The sequence below is a fragment of the Furfurilactobacillus siliginis genome (assembly GCF_001437435.1).
GTDB lineage: Bacteria > Bacillota > Bacilli > Lactobacillales > Lactobacillaceae > Furfurilactobacillus > Furfurilactobacillus siliginis.
Genome location: NZ_JQCB01000023.1, coordinates 1 through 15,190 on the forward strand (window position 1 = coordinate 1; position 15,190 = coordinate 15,190).

Annotated in this window: 12 protein-coding genes; 8 read left to right on the plus strand and 4 right to left on the minus strand. The window is 43.6% G+C overall.

The genetic code is table 11. The features are described from left to right. Positions 1-118: 118 nt before the first annotated feature. The 3 genes from IV55_RS09725 to IV55_RS09735 are packed head-to-tail and all read left to right on the plus strand — an operon-like array spanning position 119 to position 4,604. Complete coding sequence (locus IV55_RS09725; RefSeq protein ID WP_057811712.1) at positions 119-1,849, plus strand: ABC transporter ATP-binding protein; 1,731 nt, start codon at positions 119-121, stop codon at positions 1,847-1,849. Continuing rightward, entirely contained in the window at positions 1,849-3,744 is a 1,896-nt protein-coding gene (locus IV55_RS09730; protein WP_057811714.1) for an ABC transporter ATP-binding protein, read from the plus strand. The genes IV55_RS09725 and IV55_RS09730 overlap by 1 nt, the downstream gene beginning before the upstream one ends. 2 nt (positions 3,745-3,746) lie before the next feature. After that, the gene (locus IV55_RS09735; protein WP_057811716.1) at positions 3,747-4,604 is read left to right on the plus strand and encodes a hypothetical protein; all 858 of its coding nucleotides are present in this window, start codon (positions 3,747-3,749) and stop codon (positions 4,602-4,604) included. A gap of 421 nt (positions 4,605-5,025) precedes the next feature. Here the strand turns inward: IV55_RS09735 and IV55_RS09740 are convergent, their stop codons facing one another. The 3 genes from IV55_RS09740 to IV55_RS09750 all read right to left on the minus strand — a co-directional run bounded on the left by IV55_RS09740 (position 5,026) and on the right by IV55_RS09750 (position 7,325). Beyond that, entirely contained in the window at positions 5,026-5,313 is a 288-nt protein-coding gene (locus tag IV55_RS09740; protein ID WP_057811717.1) for a hypothetical protein, read from the minus strand. 11 nt (positions 5,314-5,324) lie between these two features. After that, positions 5,325-5,765 carry a universal stress protein gene (locus IV55_RS09745; RefSeq protein WP_057811719.1) on the minus strand — a complete coding sequence of 147 codons (441 nt, stop codon included), beginning with the start codon at positions 5,763-5,765 and terminating at the stop codon, positions 5,325-5,327. Between the two features lie 345 nt (positions 5,766-6,110). Continuing rightward, positions 6,111-7,325 (minus strand): DUF2075 domain-containing protein, encoded by a 1,215-nt coding sequence (locus IV55_RS09750; protein ID WP_057811721.1) that lies wholly within the window; start codon positions 7,323-7,325, stop codon positions 6,111-6,113. A 136-nt stretch (positions 7,326-7,461) separates the two neighbouring features. Between IV55_RS09750 and IV55_RS09755 the strand changes: the two genes are divergently transcribed. The 5 genes from IV55_RS09755 to IV55_RS09775 all read left to right on the plus strand — a co-directional run bounded on the left by IV55_RS09755 (position 7,462) and on the right by IV55_RS09775 (position 12,959). Beyond that, positions 7,462-9,390 carry a heavy metal translocating P-type ATPase gene (locus IV55_RS09755; protein ID WP_057811723.1) on the plus strand — a complete coding sequence of 643 codons (1,929 nt, stop codon included), beginning with the start codon at positions 7,462-7,464 and terminating at the stop codon, positions 9,388-9,390. A gap of 30 nt (positions 9,391-9,420) precedes the next feature. Next, positions 9,421-9,648 carry a heavy-metal-associated domain-containing protein gene (locus tag IV55_RS09760; RefSeq protein WP_057811724.1) on the plus strand — a complete coding sequence of 76 codons (228 nt, stop codon included), beginning with the start codon at positions 9,421-9,423 and terminating at the stop codon, positions 9,646-9,648. Between the two features lie 9 nt (positions 9,649-9,657). Beyond that, complete coding sequence (locus IV55_RS09765) at positions 9,658-10,200, plus strand: ferritin-like domain-containing protein (protein ID WP_057811725.1); 543 nt, start codon at positions 9,658-9,660, stop codon at positions 10,198-10,200. A 126-nt stretch (positions 10,201-10,326) separates the two neighbouring features. Further along, a complete protein-coding gene (gene lepB / locus IV55_RS09770) occupies positions 10,327-10,926 on the plus strand; it encodes a signal peptidase I (protein WP_057811728.1) in 600 nt (199 codons plus the stop codon). Positions 10,927-11,315: 389 nt separating this feature from the next. Next, on the plus strand, positions 11,316-12,959 hold the full coding sequence (locus IV55_RS09775; protein WP_057811726.1) for a peptide ABC transporter substrate-binding protein: 1,644 nt from the start codon (positions 11,316-11,318) through the stop codon (positions 12,957-12,959). A 50-nt stretch (positions 12,960-13,009) separates the two neighbouring features. Here the strand turns inward: IV55_RS09775 and IV55_RS09780 are convergent, their stop codons facing one another. Continuing rightward, on the minus strand, positions 13,010-14,647 hold the full coding sequence (locus tag IV55_RS09780) for a peptide ABC transporter substrate-binding protein (RefSeq protein ID WP_057811727.1): 1,638 nt from the start codon (positions 14,645-14,647) through the stop codon (positions 13,010-13,012). Positions 14,648-15,190: the final 543 nt, after the last annotated feature.

The following is a 15,190-nucleotide window of genomic DNA, read 5'->3' on the forward strand; positions in this document are numbered from 1 at the left end:
GAAGCTGATCTTTTTTGTCCGAACAGCGTTCGGATTAATTTTACAATCTACCTTATAGCAGTTATTTATCATTTTAGAATTACATAATGCACTGGTAAAGAAGTGGAGGAAATACGCGATGCTGAAAATAGCACGGGGTCGAATTTCGACTTGGGCGGTCATAGGGGCCGTATTTTTTATGATTATTCAAGTGGTGGCAAATCTTAATTTGCCCAGCTTGACGTCTGACATCGTGAATAATGGTGTGGCAAAAGGCGACATCAGTTACATTTGGAAAATTGGTTTTGAAATGATTGGGTTTTCGTTGCTGTCTGTGGCGGCAGCGATTGCGAATGTCTTGCTAGCGGCACGTTCATCACAAAAGTTGGGACAAAACTTACGTAGCGACATTTACCGTAAAGTTATGAACTTTTCGAATGATGAATTTAACCAAGTAGAAACCTCATCTTTAATTACACGGACAACAAATGATGTTGTTCAAATTCAAAACGTGGCCATGATGGCCCTGCGGATGATGATTATGGCACCAATCATGTTAATTGGTGCTAGTTTCTTGGCTTATAACAAGAGCCATCAGTTATCTTGGATCTTTGTGATTTCCATTCCCGTTTTACTGATTTGTATCGGACTGATTATGGGCTTTGCAATTCCATTGTTCCGGGCGATGCAAACTAAAACGGACCGGTTGAATCTTGTCTTTCGTGAAGGACTAACTGGTGTGCGGGTTATTCGCGCTTTTCGTCAGGATAAGTTTGAACAGGATCGGTTCGAAGATGCTAACCAGGATTACACAAAGAATTCGATCAAAGTTAACACGATTGTCGCTTTTGCCTTTCCAGTAATGACGTTGGTTATGAGTGGTACAAACGTTGCCATCGTATGGTTTGGCGCACAACTGATTAGTTCACAAACCATGCAAGTTGGGAACATGATTGCCTTCATGACCTATGCAATGCAAGTTTTAATGAGCTTCATGATGCTGGCTATGGTGATGTCATTTCTGCCACGGGCATCGGCTTCAGCAGCCCGGATTCAAGAAGTATTAGCACTTAAGTCTTCCATTAATAGTCCTGCACAGCCGGAAAATGTTAAAGCAGATACAAAGTCATTGGTATTTGACCATGTAGATTTCCGTTATCAACAAGCGGAACAAACAGCATTGACGGATATCGACTTTGCTGCGACGGCTGGTCAGACTGTTGCCATTATTGGTGGAACTGGTTCAGGGAAAACAACTTTGATCAATCTGATTCCACGGTTTTTTGATGTGGAAAACGGAGCTGTGAAAATTAACGGTAGTGATGTACGGCAGCAGGATGTTCAGGCTTTACATGAAGAAGTCGCACTAGTTCCACAAAAGGCGACACTCTTTACTGGAACTATCCGTGATAATTTGAAATTTGGTAAGGAAGATGCCACCGATGACGAAATCTGGCAGGCGTTGGACATTGCGCAGTCGACTGATTTTGTTAAGGAAGAAGGCGGCTTAGACGCCCATGTTGAACAAGGCGGTGGCAATTTCTCAGGTGGTCAACGACAACGATTAGCCATTGCACGAGCACTTGTTAAACATGCGAGTGTGTATGTCTTTGATGATTCATTTTCGGCACTTGATTTCAAAACCGATGCGCTACTTCGGTCTCAATTGCGGGCTGATAAACGCATTCAACAAAGCGTAGTGGTCATCGTTGCACAACGGATTGCGACCGTTGCTGATGCTGATTTAATCTTGGTGTTGGATAACGGAAAGCTTGTTGGTAAAGGCACTCACGCTGAACTTAAAGCGACCAACAAAGTCTATCAGGAAATCATGCGTTCTCAATTACGTGAAGGGGAGGCGGAATTATAATGAGTGATAATGCAAAAGAAAAAACAACGACGCCAAGCCCAGCACAAGGTCATGGACCAGGACAACATGGTGGGTTAGTTGAAAAACCAAATCATTTTTGGCCAACGTTTATCCGGTTGATGCGCTACATGTCTGATCGGTGGTTGGGGATGTTACTCGTACTTGTCTTTGCGATTGCATCAGTTATCTTCCAAATTCGAACGCCTAAAATCTTAGGTGAAGCCACAACCGAAATCTTTAAAGGAATCATGCGGGGAACCGCGCAACAACGGGCCGGAATCGCAATGAGTCATTTGCCAATCAACTTTGATAAAGTATTTCATATCATTGTTATTGTGTTATTTATGTACTTGATTTCAGCACTGTTTAGTTTTTTACAGCAGTTTATCATGACCCGTATTTCACAACGGACTGTGTATAAACTTCGCCGTTCCTTTAAAGGGAAAATGCAGGTTGTTCCAATCAAGTATTATGATACGCATAGCAACGGGGATATTATGAGCCGTGCGGTCAATGATATGGATAACATTGCCAGCACCTTGCAACAAAGTCTGACGCAAGCGATTACGAGTTTGGTTACCTTTGTTGGTACCTTGTGGATGATGTTAACCATCAGCTGGCAGTTGACGTTGATTGCATTAGTAACGATTCCGTTGAGCTTAGTGGTTGTTGGTGTGGTTGCACCGCGGTCACAACGTTACTTCGGTCAACAACAAAAGAGTCTTGGACTTATTAACGATCAAGTTGAAGAAAACTATTCTGGACATGAAATCGTTAAGAGCTTCAATAAAGAAGAAGACGCGATTGCTGCATTTGAAACGCAAAACAAGGTGTACTATGCAGCTGCTTGGAAAGCGCAATTTATTTCTGGTGTAATCATGCCATTGATGATGTTTTTGAATAACATTGGCTATGTGTTCGTCGGAATCGTTGGTGGGATTCAAGTTGCCAACGGGAATGTGTCGCTTGGGAATGTTCAGGCCTTCCTACAGTACACGCAACAATTCTCGCAGCCAATTTCACAACTAGCCAACTTGTTGAATACGATTCAATCCACGATTGCTTCTGCAGAACGGGTCTTTAACGTGTTGGATGAAGCAGAAATGGCTGATACTAAGTCAAATCTACCTGCTGATGCAGATGATCAAAACCTGTTGACGCTAGACCACGTACAGTTTGGTTATGATGATGAGCTATTAATGACAGACTATAATTTGGCCGTTAAAAAAGGCCAGCAGGTTGCTATCGTGGGACCAACTGGTGCTGGGAAAACGACGATCATTAACCTGCTAGAGCGTTTTTATGACGTGAAAGGTGGCTCTATTCGACTGAACGGTATCGACACACGTGACCTGAGTCGGGAGGATCTGCGCAGTCATTTTGCAATGGTGTTGCAAGATACTTGGCTATTTACAGGGAGTATTTGGGATAACCTGAAGTATGGTAAGGAAAATGCTAGCGATGATGAAATTCTAGCCGCTGCCAAAGCCGCCCATGTTGATGAATTTGTCCGCAAATTACCAGATGGCTACCAAACAATCTTGAACGAAGAAGCCTCCAATATTTCTCAGGGCCAACGGCAACTATTGACTATTGCACGGGCCTTTGTAGCCGATCCAGAAATATTGATTTTGGATGAAGCAACGAGTTCTGTGGATACGCGGACCGAAGTACAAATTCAACACGCGATGGAACAATTGCTAGAAAATCGGACGAGTTTTGTTGTTGCCCACCGACTTTCAACAATTCAAAATGCAGATAACATCATTGTTATGAATCATGGTTCAGTGGTTGAAACTGGTAATCATGACGCCTTGATGGCAGCTGATGGTTTTTACGCAGATCTTTATAACAGTCAGTTTTCTGGCAATATCACCATGGATGAGGAGGGTTAGTCATGCAACGAAAAATAATGGTCACAGTCGCTGCAGTGGCGACCGGACTTTTACTTGCAGCGTGTGGTCGCGCTAATTTGACGACGACGAAAACCACGTATCACCAAGACGGTCTCGTTGCTGCAGTGAAAGGGCACTCTTCAGCTAAAGAAGTCACATATCAAGTTGATCACCACAGTAAAAAAACGGTAACTGTTCGCAATGGTACGTTCGTCATTCAGGTTCCAAGCACGACGCATCGGCAAGCTGTTAAGCTGCAGGCGGACGGGTTGAAAACGACGACGCATGTTGCTGCTGCTAAGTCTTTAGGTAGCTACCAGAGCATTCAAAAGAAGTTTAATCAATCGTTGGTCGGCGCAACTATGAGTAAGGCTGACCAGCGAAAGGCTCAGGCCGTTGCAAAAGCTGCAGTGGCAATTAAGCAACAGCCAACTCCGGCCTTGGCGGAAACGTTGAGCCAGCAGGGACCGGCCGTTAAGAAAGCCATGGGTGAAGCGCAGCAAAAGGTTCACGGACAACTGTTGCCAACGAAAACACCAGGTAATGGTGTTCAAAATGTTGTCACGACCAAAGGCTATAAAATTCGGATGAATATTCAAGATGGTAACGTGTTAGGCGCGACAATGATTGTCTCGACGAAGAGTTTTAAACAAGCCGCAGGTCAGCGTGCATTTGGCACAAGCTTTGTTATTTTAGCGAATAGTACTGGTGCTGATGGACAATCAGTCTTAAAACAATTTGGTGATGAAACGAAGAAATTGAAGAAGGGTGCTAATACGATTGACCCGATTCATTCGCATGGCGTCAACTTCACAGTTGGCTTATCCACCGGCGACTTTTTCATCTTTATGGATAAGTAGTTGTTCCTTGCTGCATGTGTGGGAGTGTCTCCGGAAAAACAGGATAACAGTGAGCTCACTGCGTTCGCAGGCGAGAAACTAGCTTGCCTTGCCGTTGCGGGCTTTGCGAATTCTTCGCAGCCCTCCACTCCCGGCAGGCTAGTTTCCCGCCGTCACTGTTACCCTGTTTTTCCGGAGAGTGTCGCTCGCTTTGCGAGCGACACAACCCGGTAATGCCAAAGTAAAAGGACACACTAAAATCAAACAGCCGCCGTCTCAACTCACGCATTAGTGTGAGCTGAGACGGCGGCTGTTTGATTTTACAGACTGAACTGAGTGGACGGATGACGTGAGGTTGATTGTGATAATGAGTTTACCTCGCCGTTAACTGGGCTTGTGTCGTTAATGATGGCTGCGCAAGAATTGCGCAAAGTCTGAGCTGTTACGCCTGATTCTTACACCGTGTGAGTATTTGTTGATAAATCGTGTCACTGTTTTCTGCTAAGTAGTCGCGCACACTTTGTTTGTCTGTGTAGCTCATGCCCCGCCAACCAACTTCGATGACATCGTGATGTCCAGTTGGCTGACTGGCTTGATTTTCATAAACTGCCATAGCCTCGGCGGTCGTGAAATTGCGGACATGTTGCCAGACAGAAACGGTGCTTAATACATAATCTTTTAAGATATCAATTGGTGATCCGGCGTGATTGCGATATTCATACTGAGTCATTTTAGAGCCTCCTAAGATTTCACAACGGTGACAGTTTTGCTTGAGCGATAGACAACAAAATCAGTGGTGGAACCGATGACGGTATCCGAAACACTGTGTTTACCATGGGCGCCGATAATGACGTGGTCGATGATTGCGGCAGATGCGGCATGAACCAGCACTTCCTTGGGATTGCCATATAGGACTTGAATGTCACAATCATCAACGCCGCGCTTTTGTGCTCGTTGCGCGAACTCTTCTAACTGGCGATGGGCAAAGTCCGATTCTGAGTTAATCACACGGGATAAATTAGGGTCATCAGCATCCATGTGGTAGGCACTTTCGTTAATAACATAAGTAATAAGCATTCCGAGACCTGTTTTTCGAGCAACATAAATGGCGAAGTCGACCACAACGTTAGCATGACGAGACATATCCACAGCAACTAGGACTTGTTTACGTGTTTCTGACATGGCAGCCACCTCCTTAAAATCAAACAATTATTATAGTTATTATTATTAATTTATTTGATAACAGCAATTTTCCTGCCTCTGTAAACTAAAATGTCGTAAAGTAGATCCGAATATAAGTCGGCTGGTAGTCTGCATATCAGTGTGACTTATGGCGTACATTTTCATGAGATGAGGTTGTACAACTAAAAAACGACCACGGCAAATTTGATTTCGTCGTGGTCGTTTTTAGTTGCAAGTTTAAATTGCGAAAATTTGGTTCCCGAGTTGGTCAAACACTGTGCAGACTATCAGGTTAAAGTCCAGTCCAGCAGGCATTTCTAGGTATTACTCACGGATTTTTACTTATCAGGAAAGTTCATTTAGACGCTGCCTTAGCGCTGGTTGGCTGGCGTAAATGTACAAGCCATGAACGCCTCGTTTAAGCAGCACGTTTAAAACATTGAGCGTGAGTTGTTCTTTAATCCGTGCTATTTCTGTGGGATTTGTTAAATCATCGCGTCGTTTGAATACTTCAGGATCAGTGACAAGGTCAGTGTGAATAACAAGGCGCTTTGTCTTTTGATCATAGTCGATTGGAGGCCCTAAGATGACACCGACATAATTAAGATCAAATCCTTGAACTGTATAGATGGAACCTACTTCGTTAATTGTTGCAGGCAGTTCGGCCCAGGCGGTGGCTTGATAATTGTACTGATCCCAAGGGAGCTTGAATTGTCCCTCTGTGACATAGTGCTGCCCGCCATCGAGTTTGGACGGATAGCCTGAGGTTGCAACAATTCTTGATAGGCCAACTTGTGCATCACGTTGTTTGATTTTGTCGTACATAGCTTGTGCATCATCAAAGACCGTCATCTCAAAATCGCCAACATTTTTAGGGAGTGGCAAGACTGAATAACTGGTTAACGCATCGATCCAGTCAATGACAGCTGCATTGGCCTGCATACGAAATTGTTGATGTAGGTGAAAGTCACGGTGTGGGTGAGCGGCGATTAATTGTGTTAGACGCTCGTCATCCCAGTAACTCTTGGTTTTCAACACTTGGTAACGATCAAATACAATGATGACAACACGCGCCAGTTTCATGATTTCAGTCAGCTGGTTGTCCTGCTCAAAGTTGTTATAACGATCAGGTCGTGACAACAGAAGGTGTGCTTCATCAATAATGACAATGTCTGCACTTCGCTTGGTTTTATGAGACTGATTGATAAATGTTGTTGGTCGTTGGAAATCTTTCTTCTTTAAATTTGGCAGTGTTCCGGCCAGTTCTTTATATACTTTAAGAATTTCTGGATGATTGACGAGAAAAATATTATCGGTACCAAACAGTGGACTGTTAGGCAGTGACCGAGCGGCAGTTTGGATATCGTTAAATAGTTGGCTCAGTACGACGCTTTTGCCGGTACCTGCATCCCCACGGATGGTAAAAATGGCTGACTGTGAATCATGCTGTGCGATATGCGCCTTACAGAAGTCCTCGACTTGTACTTTCAACGCAGTTTGTTCAGTTGAGAGAGATGTAAATGGTGATAATTTTTGAATGGCTGAATTGCTATTGTTCAAAAAAAGCCTCGTTTAAATCAGTATTTATTTTAGTTTACACCCGTCGTTGTTTCACGTGAAACAGACTTGATGTGAATCAAGGACGTTGCTGCTTGCCAAACATATACTGATGTTAAACAAAAGCGAGGTGGACGCAGTGAAAATGACACGGTGGATTCAAAAACATTTAAATAACATTACCTTAGCGACGGGCTTTTTGATTGCGGGTGGTTTTATCCTGAAATGGTTACAGCAGACAGCTGTAAGTAGCGTATTCCTGATAATTGCCTCGGTGATTGCTGCAACACCAATTATTATGCGGGCGTGGGCTGCACTGCGGTTAAAAACGATTGGCATTGAACTGTTGGTTAGCATTGCTGTCGTGGGTGCGTTTGTTATTGGCGAATACGATGAATCAGCAATTGTGACGTTTCTGTTTTTGTTCGGTGCCTATTTAGAAAATAAAACGTTGGCTAAGACGCGACAATCAATTAAGTCGCTGACAGAAATGGCGCCAACGACTGCTAATGTTGTCAGTGAGGACGGCACCGTAGTCTCGACAGATGTTGACCTTGTAGACAAAGGGGACATCGTTTTAGTGAAGACGGGTGATCAAATACCAGTTGATGGTGTAATCACAGACGGTACTGCGTATGTAAATGAAGCAAGTGTCACTGGAGAAGCGCGGTTAGTTGCTAAAGGAATGTCAGATACGGTGTTCGCCGGTACGATGGTCGATAATGGGTCCATTTTTATGGAGGCGACAAAGGTTGGTGATGACACGACCTTTGCGAAAATCATTGAACTGGTTGAGGAAGCACAAGATGTGAAGTCACCGGCAGAAAAATTCATTGATCGTTTTGCCACGTATTACACGCCAGCAGTATTAGTGATTGCATTGCTCGTTTGGGTCGGGTTTCGTGATTTTCGTTTAGCAATCACAGTTCTTGTTCTGGGATGTCCAGGTGCACTTGTAATTGGCGCTCCGGTATCAAATGTCGCGGGGATTGGGAACGGTGCCAAACATGGTGTGTTGATCAAAGGCGGCGATGTGATCAACACATTCAGTCATGTTGATACACTTGTTTTCGATAAAACAGGCACCTTGACGCAAGGAAAAACTGCGGTGTCTAAAGTGATTACGTATGGGGATGCGACTGTCGCATTAGCGGCCGCCACAGCGCTGGAGAAAAATTCAACACATCCGTTGGGTCAAGCACTGGTTAGTTATGCGCAGACCCAAGGCTGGTCGGAACAAGCAAAGATTAGTGACGTTGACGTCATTAAAGGACAAGGAATCAAAGCGCACGTAGATGATGAGATACTTGTGGTTGGTAACCAGTTGTTAATGGCAACGTCTCACATTATGATCGACGCCGACCAGCAAGATGATATTAATGCGCTACAGGCTGCAGGTAATTCCATTATTTTAATTGCTATGAATCAGCAGTTGATTGCATTGGTCGGCGTGACAGATATTATTCGGCCGGATGTGGCGACTAGTTTACAAGCGTTAAAAGCAACCGGCGTCAAACGAACGATCATGCTAACTGGGGATAACACTGTCACGGCGCAAGCAATTGGACAACAGGCTGGTATTGATGAAGTGCACGCTGAGATGCTACCAGCTGATAAAGCTGCATTTGTTAAAGGGTTGCAGGAAACCGGTGCAATCGTGGCGTTTGTCGGGGATGGTATTAATGATAGTCCGTCACTTGCCACTGCCGATATTGGAATTGCGATGGGAAGTGGTACGGATGTTGCCGTGGATACGTCTGACGTCGTGTTGATGCAGTCTAGCTTTCCTGAATTGGTACATGCGTATGGGCTTGCTAAAAAGACTGTTGGCAATACCAGAATGAATATTGTTATTGCAGTAGGAACGGTTGCGTTACTATTGTTCGGACTATTGGCCGGCGTTATCTACATGGCAAGTGGCATGTTTGTACATGAAGCCAGTATTTTGGTTGTGATCTTAAATGCGATGCGGTTACTTTCATACCATCCCAAGGTGCAACTGTCTGTGAAAAAGGCGCATGTGCTTGATTTAAATCAAGGGCACCACACGAATGTATCGGTACACTGATGATAACTAGAAATTTCAGGAGGTCCCATTATGACAAAAGCGATTATGCAGTTAGATGAATTATCGTGTCCCGCATGTTTACAAAAGATCGAACATGCACTGACACAACAAGCTGGTGTTAGCACCGTTAAGGTACTGTTCAACGCCGCTAAGGTAAAGACTGACTTTGATGATCAAGCAGTAACGGCTGATCAATTGGCCGATGTCGTTACGCGGCTAGGTTATGAAGTTAAAACAATCAAAGTAAAGGAAGCGTAGGACACCGTCATGACAGAGAAACCGCAAGCGTTATACGAAGCTGAAGTAAAGCAGGCAGATATTGATCACCACACACCAACGGCTGGTGCCATGACTGGTCATATCGTTGCTAACCTAGTTGTGTTGGAAAACAAGCTATTACAGGCTAAATGGTACGTTAAAGGCGTACAACGGATAACCTTAGCATCATTGTTGAGCGATTTATATGATGAGGCATTGACACAAAAGCTGACAATTGGCCAAGCACTGGTTGATGAAGGGCTATTAGTGCCAACGACAACCGCTGAGTTTGAAGAATATGCGATGTTGACTGAAGCAGGGGTAAATAAATATCAATCTGCCGATTATTTAATTGATATGTTTGTACATGACTACGATACGGAAAACCTCTTCATTACGCGTGCGATTGCATTGTCGGAAAAGGAACAACGGCCAGTGTTAGCGTTGAAGCTGACGTTTTTACTAGGTCAAAACAATCATCGAATTGCCGAATTACAGGCGTTATTAGGTAATTCACCGCGTACAGGACTGGACGAGGAAGACGAAGATTAATCGCTTTATATCAACCAATTAACAAAGTAATAACAAGCATTACGTTTACCATTCATCAATTGTTTTTTGCCTAAGTAAGGCTAAAATATGGAATTAAACGATAATGATGGACGGATGGTTGAAACGATGCAGCGTTCAAGAAAACTACTTAAAAATATTGGTGGTATCCTACTTCCCATTTTGATTGGGGTAGTGGTGGCGCTTTTGATTCGCAGCACAGTATTTGAATTTGCCCGTGTTGATGGTCCGTCAATGCAGCCTAATTTACAGGACACTGAACGCGTCGCAATGCTGAAATTAGCACCGATTCACCGTAATTCGGTTGTGATTTTTGATGCGCAAGGGGAAGATCCTAACGCAACAAGCCACATTAATTATGTGAAGCGTGTCGTTGGGTTACCCGGTGATGAAATCAGTAGTCGCAAAGGACGTCTATACGTCAATGGTAAACAGTTATCGCAAGCCTATATTGGAATGAGTCAGCGAACGACCGGCACTGGTGATTGGACATTGCAGTCACTTGGTGAAGACCATGAGTGGGCACATCCGGCCACACGGGTTCCTAAGGACCATTACTTTGTCTTAGGCGATCATCGATCAGTATCAAATGATAGTCGCTACTGGGGTTTTGTTGATCGGAATAAAATTGCAGGTGTGGTTAAAGTGCCTTTCTGGACCGGTGATAAAGTGGCTCGGCACAATATCAATCGGCTAGCTCAAAAATAAATTAGAATTAAATTAGAACTTTTGCTTGACTCTCATCTGTTTTGCGGTATCTTTATGTCAACAGTTTAAAAGCAACAAACACAATGATGAGAAGAGTAAGGTTGGGCGTCACCCACAGCGAGGTGCGAATTGGTGAAAGCACTGCTGGCAAGCAACCTGAAGATGATCTCTAAGTGGCCGTGATCGAGCTAATTGGTTAGACACGACTGGGTGCGCCCATTACAGCGCCAGGGTATCAGGTTTGTGCACAACCTGGCACCTGGCGAGGGTGTAGCTGTGAAGTTACACTAAATTAAGGTGGTAACACGGAAAATCCGTCCTTGGTTAACAGAGATGTTAACTAGGGGCGGATTTTTTCTTTTGAACGATTATTTTTGGAGGTCTACATAATGAAGATAAAACAATTTTTAGCGATTACAGCGGTGGCAGCATTATCAACGATTGCATTGGCAACTGTATCAGCAACGCCTAGTTATGCCGCAAAATACGCAGCAAAGCAGGATCTTAACTGGACGGAAGCGCAAGAGTTAGCAACAAATGATTTAGCGAAGGCAACGGATACAGAAAGCTTCAACGTTTTATTAAACACACAGTCTGGTTTATACCGTCTAAAGGATTCTGGTCATAAGATCGTCAACGACTTGGCTACGAGTACAAAGATCAGTAAGGATGGGAAAACGTACGTCGTTAAACTGCGTCATGATGCAAAGTGGAGTAATGGGGATGCGTTGACCGCAAATGACTTTGTTTATTCGTGGCAACGGACCTTAGATCCTAAGACAGCGTCACAGGATGCCTTTTATATGTATCAAGTTGAAAATGCGGAAGCCGTTAATAAAGGTCAAAAGCCATTATCTGCACTTGGCATCAAAGCAGACAATAAGTATCAACTAACAATTAAGCTGACAAAGCCAGTGTCATACTTCCAGAAGTTATTGGCGTGGCCGTTATTCTTCCCGGTTAACAAGGGTGTGGCCGAAAAGGAAGGAACAAAGTTTGGTACTAGTGCAGCAAACAATGTGTATAGTGGCGCGTTTAAGCTAACGGGCTGGACCGGTACGAATAATAAATGGACGTTGGCTAAGAATAAGCAATATTGGGACAAAAAGAGCGTGCATTTAAACAAAATCAACGAAACGGTTATCAAGGATCCCGCAACTGGCTTGAATGAATATCAATCTCACGCCGTTGATGAAACTGTTCTAAGCGGGACACAAGTGGCCAACTTCAAGGGCAAACCAGATTTTGTATCACGTAAGTCATCGAATGGGTATCGCTTAGACCTTAACCAGAAAAAGGTGAAGGCATTCCAGAACGTAAACGTTCGCAAGGCGTTCTCGTTAGCATTAAATCGCGACAACCTCGTTAAGAATGTTTTATCTGATGGATCTGTTGCCCCGAAAGGCTTTGCTCCTGTTGGATTGGGTACTAGTCCTAAAGGCGGTCAGGATTTTGCGAAGGAAGCTTACGTTAAGTCTGGCGTGACATATAACTTGGCAGAAGCAAAGCAGTTACTGAAAAAAGGCTACAAAGAAACTGGGGAAAAATCGATTTCAACTGAGGTTCTTACAACGGATGACGCATCCGGTAAGGCAGTTGGCGAGTACATTCAGTCACAGCTAGATAAATTACCAGGTGTGAAGGTGTCTGTTGTTAACTTACCAAAGACAGCACAGCTTGCACGCGAAAAGTCAGGTGACTTTCAATTGTTAGTGGGCGGTTGGCAATCAGTCTTCGCTGACCCAATTAACTTCTTAGATATTTGGGAATCTAACAGTCCTTATAACTTCAGCGGTTGGAAGAGCAATCAATATAACCAGTTGTTAGCGGATGCTGAAGGCAAGCTTGCAAATGATCCATCAGCCCGGTGGCAAAACTTGGTTAAAGCGGAAAAGCTTCTATTAAATGATCAAGCAACCATTCCATTATTCCAAAAGGTTCAAGCACAGTTGCTAAATAGTAACGTAAAGGATGCTAATTACAATCCTTCTGGTGTGCCATATGACTGGAAGAATACGTACATTGCAAAATAAGACGACTAAAAACCACGTAACCGTAATCGGCTACGTGGTTTTTATGTGGACTATTTTACGTAAGCATGTTTGTAATTCCAGTTGATACCAGCTGTGTTATAGACAATTCCTTTGACGTAAGCACGTTGTAGGAAAGGACCGGAACCTGGTACTGAACCATCAAACAAGGGGATGACACCATAGCTTTTGACCAGTTCTTGGTCAGCGGCGACTAAGTTATCAAACCGCTTGGTTGGTTGCTGGGCATTTTTGCCACCCGCATCCGCAACGTTTTGATCATATGCGGCATTCGACCATTTACCATTGTTTTGATCATTTTGTGTGCTAAAGATGGCATACGTGTTAGGGTCGCTGTAATCAGCCAACCAGCTAGATAGGGCTAATTGGAATTGGCCTTTACTTGTATGAGACAGTTTAGCTTTCCCGGGCATTGGTGTGAGGGACACCTTTACACCAGGGAGCTTGTTTAGTTCAGACTGCAGGAACTGGGCGTTTTGTTTCTCGACGTTAGTATCGCCTGACAGTAATGTGAGGTTTAAAGAGGAACTACCAGTTTCTTGCTGACCTTCCTGCATAAGTTTTTTTGATTTGGCGAGATCAGTGTCTAAAGCGCCGGGAACAACAGCTTGTTTGGCAAAGTCTTTACCAGTGGTAGGATTACTTGCTAACTTTGCAGGAGTAAAGGTCTTCGCCGCTGTAGAACCATCTTGCAACACGTTATTGACCAACTGCTTCCGATTGATGGCGTAGGAGAGTGCGGCACGAATCTTTTCGTTCTTTAAAGCGGGCACAGCTTTCTCATTCATTTGTAGATATGTGACGGCAGAACCAGGACGGTAAATGTATTGCTTATTGTTTTTATACTGTTCAACCTGGTCACCTGACAGTTGTGTGATGTCGGCTTTTTGTGAATTATATAGATTCAACTGAGTGCTGGCATCCTTGACGACCTGAAAATTGATCTTATCTAGTTTGACGGATTGCTTATCCCAGTAAGCGCTGTTCTTTTGCCACGACCACTTGGAGTTAGTCCCATGATAACCATTAACAGTGAAGGGACCGTTATAAACTTGTTTACTGGAGTCTTGTCCATATTGTTTGCCATACTTGGTAATGGCACGTTGATCTTGGGGGAAGAAGACGGGAAAGCCAAGTAGTAGCTTGAAATAGGGGATGGGCTTTTCTAACGTAACGACTAATTTATGAGCACCGACAGCCTTAACGCCAAGACTTTTAACAGGCGCTTTGCCATTTTGAATTGCAGTGGCATTTTTCACACCATCGAAGAGATAGGCAAATTCGGCAGCTGTTTTAGGATCGTTGGTCCGTTGCCAGCCATCAACAAAGTTTTGTGCAGTGACCGGATCACCATTAGACCACTTAACACCTTTGCGAAGTTGAAAGGTCCAAGTGAGTCCATTGCTTTGAACTTTCGTGTTCGTGGCTAATGCATTTTCTGGTTTCGCATTTTTTTCAATCCGGTATAAACCATCGAAGGTATTTGACAGAGCAGTTAAAGATGAATCGTCTGTAGCAAGGGATGGATCAAGGGTGGGCATCTCACTGCCGACCATGAGGTTTAACTGTCCTTTATGACCGGAAGCAGTGTTACTTTTGCCACAAGCAGTTAATGCTGTAACGCTGAGTAGAGCCAAACTGGCGATTGTAATAATCTTATTTATTTTCATATAATTGCATATCCTTTCAATCGTTCCGACACGTATTAATGTGATTAGAACTATATGCCGTGGCGTGATAGATGTCAAACGCAAAATGAATTAAAATGAAAAAATCTGGGTTTATTATGTATAAAATATCATAAGTATTCATTTTGACTAGATGTGGCAGGATATTGAACAGTGCTTAGAGGCAATGCTTTTAAAACAAACGATATGCGGCAACTACATAGAAGTACTTTAAAACGAAGGACGAGTTTAGATGGGAACCATCAGTGCGAGAATGGCAATGATTGCTGTTATAAAGGTACTGTGGCGAGTGTCAGGACACATTATTAAAACTTTGTGCTAAAAGTGCTTGACCAGAATCAATGCAGTTGATATAGTATTACTTGCTGCTACGGAAGACAGCGAGTTGCTAAACGGATTTCAAAAAAATGTTTAATTTCTCGCTTGACCAACAAAACACAGCATGCTATACTAATTAAGTTGTCGCATGGCAACGAAGTAGATCTTTGAAAACTGAACAATGTTAAGACGAAACAAATGTGTGAG

What these genes read in the sequence shown, in the direction of transcription:
- IV55_RS09725 (WP_057811712.1), top strand. Translation starts at nt 119, where the DNA reads ATGCTGAAAATAGCACGGGGTCGAATTTCGACTTGGGCGGTCATAGGG.
- IV55_RS09730 (WP_057811714.1), top strand. Translation starts at nt 1,849, where the DNA reads ATGAGTGATAATGCAAAAGAAAAAACAACGACGCCAAGCCCAGCACAA.
- IV55_RS09735 (WP_057811716.1), top strand. Translation starts at nt 3,747, where the DNA reads ATGCAACGAAAAATAATGGTCACAGTCGCTGCAGTGGCGACCGGACTT.
- IV55_RS09740 (WP_057811717.1), bottom strand. Translation starts at nt 5,313, where the DNA reads ATGACTCAGTATGAATATCGCAATCACGCCGGATCACCAATTGATATC.
- IV55_RS09745 (WP_057811719.1), bottom strand. Translation starts at nt 5,765, where the DNA reads ATGTCAGAAACACGTAAACAAGTCCTAGTTGCTGTGGATATGTCTCGT.
- IV55_RS09760 (WP_057811724.1), top strand. Translation starts at nt 9,421, where the DNA reads ATGACAAAAGCGATTATGCAGTTAGATGAATTATCGTGTCCCGCATGT.
- IV55_RS09765 (WP_057811725.1), top strand. Translation starts at nt 9,658, where the DNA reads ATGACAGAGAAACCGCAAGCGTTATACGAAGCTGAAGTAAAGCAGGCA.
- lepB (WP_057811728.1), top strand. Translation starts at nt 10,327, where the DNA reads ATGCAGCGTTCAAGAAAACTACTTAAAAATATTGGTGGTATCCTACTT.
- IV55_RS09775 (WP_057811726.1), top strand. Translation starts at nt 11,316, where the DNA reads ATGAAGATAAAACAATTTTTAGCGATTACAGCGGTGGCAGCATTATCA.
- IV55_RS09780 (WP_057811727.1), bottom strand. Translation starts at nt 14,647, where the DNA reads ATGAAAATAAATAAGATTATTACAATCGCCAGTTTGGCTCTACTCAGC.